The organism is Streptomyces anatolicus (assembly GCF_019400875.1).
Classification (GTDB): Bacteria; Actinomycetota; Actinomycetes; order Streptomycetales; family Streptomycetaceae; genus Streptomyces; species Streptomyces anatolicus.
The window spans coordinates 1-5,195 of record NZ_WMBF01000448.1; the positions used below are offsets into that span (position 1 = coordinate 1).

4 protein-coding genes are annotated in these 5,195 nt (G+C 73.6%); 1 reads left to right on the forward strand and 3 read right to left on the reverse strand.

Annotated elements, in window-relative coordinates; all coding sequences use genetic code 11:
• Positions 1 to 74 precede the first annotated feature (74 nt).
• From GKQ77_RS27105 to GKQ77_RS27115, 3 genes are read right to left on the reverse strand one after another with little or no spacing between them, the layout of a single operon-like run.
• On the reverse strand, positions 75 to 1,766 hold the full coding sequence (locus tag GKQ77_RS27105; RefSeq protein WP_219691559.1) for an FAD-dependent oxidoreductase: 1,692 nt from the start codon (positions 1,764 to 1,766) through the stop codon (positions 75 to 77).
• Positions 1,763 to 2,767: a dTDP-glucose 4,6-dehydratase gene (rfbB, locus tag GKQ77_RS27110; RefSeq protein ID WP_219691560.1), complete on the reverse strand. Its 1,005-nt coding sequence runs from the start codon at positions 2,765 to 2,767 to the stop codon at positions 1,763 to 1,765. Before rfbB ends, GKQ77_RS27105 begins: the two co-directional genes overlap by 4 nt.
• Positions 2,764 to 3,828, reverse strand: coding sequence for a glucose-1-phosphate thymidylyltransferase (locus GKQ77_RS27115; RefSeq protein WP_219691561.1), 1,065 nt, complete (start codon positions 3,826 to 3,828; stop codon positions 2,764 to 2,766). The genes rfbB and GKQ77_RS27115 overlap by 4 nt, the downstream gene beginning before the upstream one ends.
• Positions 3,829 to 4,064: 236 nt before the next feature.
• Between GKQ77_RS27115 and GKQ77_RS27120 the strand changes: the two genes are divergently transcribed.
• Positions 4,065 to 5,108, forward strand: coding sequence for a ketoacyl-ACP synthase III family protein (locus GKQ77_RS27120; protein ID WP_219691562.1), 1,044 nt, complete (start codon positions 4,065 to 4,067; stop codon positions 5,106 to 5,108).
• Positions 5,109 to 5,195: the final 87 nt, after the last annotated feature.

The following is a 5,195-nucleotide window of genomic DNA, read 5'->3' on the forward strand; positions in this document are numbered from 1 at the left end:
GCGGTGCCGTCTGCCGGGCTGCGGGGCTTTCTGTGCGGGCTGGTCGTGGGTGCTCGCGCCGTTCCCCGCGCCCCTTACAGGGCGCTCACGCCGACGGCGGCCAGTACTCCCAGCCCGTCGAGCACGGGGCCCGGTGGCCGGGCCGAGACGGAGGGGCCGGTCGCGGCCGTGTAGCCGTCCGGGCGCACCAGCACCCAGCCGCCGTGCGTCAGGCCGAGGGCGGCGCGCAGCAGGCCACCCGGGTCGGGGAGCGGGAGCGGGCCGTCCACCGGGCCGTCGCCCCCGGTGTCCCTGGTGCCGTCCAGCGTCCGCACCCGTACCGGGTAACCCCGGGCGATCTCCCGCAGCGCGTCCAGCCCGGCCGTGTCCGCGTCGGCGGCGAGCAGTGTCCAGCCGGGGCGGCGCAGTTCGTCGAGGAAGTGCCGCCAGCCCTCGGACGCGGCGAGGCCCGCCGCGGTGACCCGTACGACCCGCGTGCCCGGCACGGGGCCGTCGGCGGGCGCGCCGGAGGCTTCGGCGGCGGCCAGCAGCCCGTCGGTGTAGTGCAGACCGAGCGCCGACATACCGCCCATGATCTTGCGCTGGATCCTGGACTTCACCGGCCGGAGTGTCCTGAGCACGGTGAAGACGGTCCGCAGCGCCGCCGCGGCGGTCCGGCTGCGCAACTGCACCAGGGCCGTGGCCATGCCGGTGGAGCGCAGCAGCTCCGCGCCGACCGGGACGCGTTCGGGGCCGTAGCTGTCGAGCACCGACTCCGCCGCCTCGCCGCGCACCACGGCGGCGAGCTTCCAGGCGAGGTTGACGGCGTCCTGGACGCCGGTGTTCATGCCCTGGCCGGAGGCGGGGCTGTGCACGTGGGCGGCGTCACCGGCGAGGAAGCAGCGCCCGGCGCGCATCCGGGGGATCATGCGCTGCTGGATGGTGAAGACGGAGACCCAGCTCGGCTCCTCGACCCGCACCGGGCGCCCGATGCCGGTACCGATCTTCTCGGCGAACCGGCGGGCCACCATGGCGTCGTCCCCGCCGTAGGACGTCTCGGCGGTGTCGAGCAGGCGCCACTTGCCCGGGTCGGGGAAGGGCACCATCATCACCGTGCCCCGAGGGGTCCGCATCCAGTGGATGGAGTCGCGCGGCAGGTCGCAGTGGACGACGGCGTCGGCGATGAGCCAGGTCTCGCTGGAGTCGCCGACCAGGTCGATGCCGAGCTGCTTGCGCACGGTGCTGTGCCCGCCGTCGCAGCCCACCAGCCAGTCGGCCGCGACGGTCTCCACCCGGCCGTCGGCGTGGGCGAGCCGGGCGGTCACGCCCGCGCCCGTGTCCTCGAACTCCGTGAGCCGCACGCCCCATTCGACGTCGACGCCGTACCGGGACGCGGCCGCGCGCAGCACTTCCTCGGTGATGACCTGGTCGACCATGAGCGTGAACGGGAAGCGGGTCGGCAGCCGGCTGTAGTCGGTGTCGAAGCGGATCAGGCGGCGGCCGTTCTGGTGCAGCGTGAAGTGCTCGACCCGCTGTCCGCGCGCCAGCAGTTCGTCCAGGACGCCCATCTGGTCGTACGTCTCCAGGGTCCTGGCGTGGTTGGCCAGGGCGCGGCTGGTGGTGGCGGGGCCCTGGGCGGCGTCGACGAGGCGGACTCGTACGCCGTGCCGGGCCAGTTCGTGGGCGGCGCTCAGGCCGACCGGACCGGCGCCGACGATCAGGACCTGCGGGGCCTGCGGGGCGGACGAGGTGCCTGTGGTGCCTGTGATGCCTGTGATGCCGCTCATGCAGTCCGCTCCTCGGCGCCGTGCTTGGCCGCCTTCCACCAGCCGGGGTTGTCGCGGTACCAGGCGACGGTGTCGGCGAGCCCCTGCGCGAAGGAGACGCGCGGCTCGTAGCCCAGCTCCTCGCGGATCTTGGTCTCGTCCAGGGCGTACCGCAGGTCGTGGCCCTTGCGGTCGGCGACGTGCCGCACGCTGCTCCACTCGGCGCCGCACAGGTCGAGGATCCGCTGCGTCATCTGGCGGTTCGTCAGCTCGTTGCCGCCGCCGACGTTGTAGATCTCGCCCGCGCGGCCGCCGGTGAGGACCAGCTGGATGGCCCGGCAGTGGTCGTCCACGTGCAGCCACTCGCGCACGTTGGTGCCGTCCCCGTAGAGCGGCACCCCCTCACCCTCCAGGAGGTTGGTGACGAACAGCGGGATGAGCTTCTCGGGGTGCTGGTAGGGGCCGTAGTTGTTGGAGCAGCGGGTGATCGACACGTCCAGGCCGTGGGTGCGCCAGTAGGAGCGGGCGATCAGGTCGGAGGCCGCCTTGGAGGCCGCGTAGGGGGAGTTGGGCAGCAGCGGCCACTCCTCCGTCCACGCGCCCCGCTCGATCGATCCGTACACCTCGTCCGTGGAGACGTGCACGACGCGCCGCACGCCGGTGGCGAGAGCGGCGTCCAGCAGGGTCTGGGTGCCGCCCACGTTGGTGTGGACGAACGCGGCGGCCGACTCCACGGAGCGGTCCACGTGCGACTCGGCGGCGAAGTGCACCACCGCGTCGTGGCCGGGCAGCAGGTCGAGCAGGAGCGCGCGGTCGGTGATGTCGCCGTGTACGAAGTCCAGGCGCGGGTGGGAGGCCGGGAGGTTGGCGCGGTTGCCCGCGTAGGTCAGCTTGTCGACCACGGTGACGCGTGCGTCCGTGTACCCCTCGTACCCCCCAAGGCCCTCGTAGCCGCCTGCCAGCAGGGTGCGGACGTAGTGGGAGCCGATGAAACCGGCCCCTCCGGTGACGAGGATTCTCATGCCGCGACCTCCACGCGGGTGTGATCGCCGACCACCAGGCGGTGGTGGCTGCCGAGTTCGGAGCCGCTGACGGCGGCGGAGCGGCCGAGCAGCGAACCGCGCAGGCCGCCCACGTGGGAGACCGTCGCGCCGTCCAGGACGATCGAGTACTCCAGCCGGGCGCCGGTCAGGACGCAGTCGCGGCCGATGGTGGTGTGCGGGCCGATGCGGCTGTCCTCGATGACCGTGCCCGCGCCGACGATGGCCGGGCCCTCGATGACCGAGCGCACGACGCGCGCGCCCGGCTCGACGACGACCGCGCCGATGAGCGTGGACCGCGCGTCGACCTCGCCGGCCACCGAACGCTCGACGCCGTCGAGGAGTTCGCGGTTGCACTCCAGTACGTCGTCGACCTTGCCGGTGTCCTTCCAGTAGCCCGCGTACTCGTGGGCGCGCACCTCGTGACCCTCGGAGAGCAGCCACTGCACGGCGTCCGTGATCTCCAGCTCGCCGCGGGCGCTCGGCGCGATGGCGGCGACGGCCTCGTGGACGGCGGCGGTGAAGAAGTACACGCCGATCAGCGCGAGGTTGCTGCGCGGCTCCGCGGGCTTCTCCACCAGGCGCCGCACCGCGCCCGCGCCGTCGACCTCCGCGACACCGAACGCGCGCGGGTCGGCGACCTTCTGCACGACGACCTGCGCGGCCGGGCGCCCGGCACGGAACGCGTCGGCGGCCTCGCGCACGCCCTGCGGCAGCATGTTGTCGCCCAGGTACATCACGAAGTCGTCGTCGCCCAGGAAGTCCTTGGCCAGGGTGACGCAGTGGGCGAGCCCGAGCGGCGCCTCCTGGCGGAGGTAGGTGATGCGCACGCCGAGCCCGGACCCGTCGCCGAACACGGCGGCGATCGCCGGTTCGTGGTCGCCGACGATGATGCCGATCTCGGTGACGCCCAGGTCCTTGATGTTGTCCAGGACGTGCTCCAGGACGGGCTTGTTGGCGATCGGGATGAGCTGCTTGGGCATCGAGTAGCTGAACGGTCGCAGACGGGTTCCGGTCCCGCCCGACAGCACCAGAGCTTTCATGGGTCCTCTTCTCACCGTGTTCCGGGAGCCAGCGCCTGGGGGACAGGCGGACAGCGAGACCTTCGGCGGGGGCACTGGAGGATTCCTCGATTGCCACCGGTGTCCGGCGCCTTCTCCCCCGTCCCGGCCCTCGGAACGCCTGGTGGGGCCCCGGATTCCCTCGCGTGCCCCCGGCTCGACCCGGACTCCAGCCCCGGCCCCGACGATGAGCCCGTCGGACCTACGGGAGGAGAGTCATGCGTTGGGACGGCATCCACATCGCCGCGGTGGGCAGCTGGCTGCCCGAGCCGGTGCCCGCCGAGCGGGCGGTGCGCGAGGGCGGCTACGACGCCGAGCGGTGCGCCACGCTCGGCTATGTCTCCGCGCTGGTCGCGGACGACGTGGCGCCGCCGGACATGGCGGTGCGCGCGGCCCGCAGCGCACTTGAGCGGTCCGGTGTCGCGCCCGCCGAGTTCAGTCTGCTGCTCCACGGCAGCCTGTGGTTCCAGGGCCTGGACATCTGGCCCACCGCGTCGTACGTCGCCGCCCGCACGGTGGGGCGCACGGTGCCCGCCATGGACGTGCAGCAGCGCTGCAACGTCGGGCTCGGCGCGATCGAGATGGCCGCCGCCCATCTGACGGCGGGTGTGCGGCCCGGGACCGCCGCGATGGTCACCACGGCCGACCGGTGGGCGGGCCCCGCCGTCGACCGCTGGAACCTGCACGACTCGAACGTCTACGGCGACGGCGGCACCGCCCTCGTGCTCTCCCGCGCGGGCGGGTTCGCCCGCCTGCTGTCCACCGTCACGGCGGCGGACAACTCCCTGGAGGGCGCCACCCGGGGCGACGAGCCGTTCCGCACCGCGTCACCGGCCGCCACCGAGCCCATCGACCTCATCGGGCGCGCCCGCGCGCACCGGGCCGAGCAGAGCGCGGCGGGCGCCGACCCGACCGCGCTCGTCTTCCGCTTCGCCCGCACGATGATCGCCGCGAAGACGGCGGCGCTGGCCGACGCGGGCCTGAGCACCGGCGACCTCGCGCGCGTCGTCGTCCCCGCCACCGGGCGCAACCCCGGCGACCACCAGCTGCACGACGTCCTCGACGTCCCGGAGCAGCTGACGACATGGGACTTCGGCCGCCGCACGGGGCACGTCGGCGGCGGCGACTGGGCGGCGGGCCTGGAGCACCTGGTGACGACGGGGGCCGTCGCGGCGGGCGACCGCGTACTGCTGTTCGGCGGCGGCGCCGGTTACACCTGCACGGCCGCAGTCCTGGAGATCACCGATGTGCCGAGCTGGTGACGAACGAAGAGGTGGGCAGACCATGACGCAGACCAAGGCTCCGGCCCCGGCGCAGGCCCCGGCCCGGACCCAGCCCCAGCCCCAGCC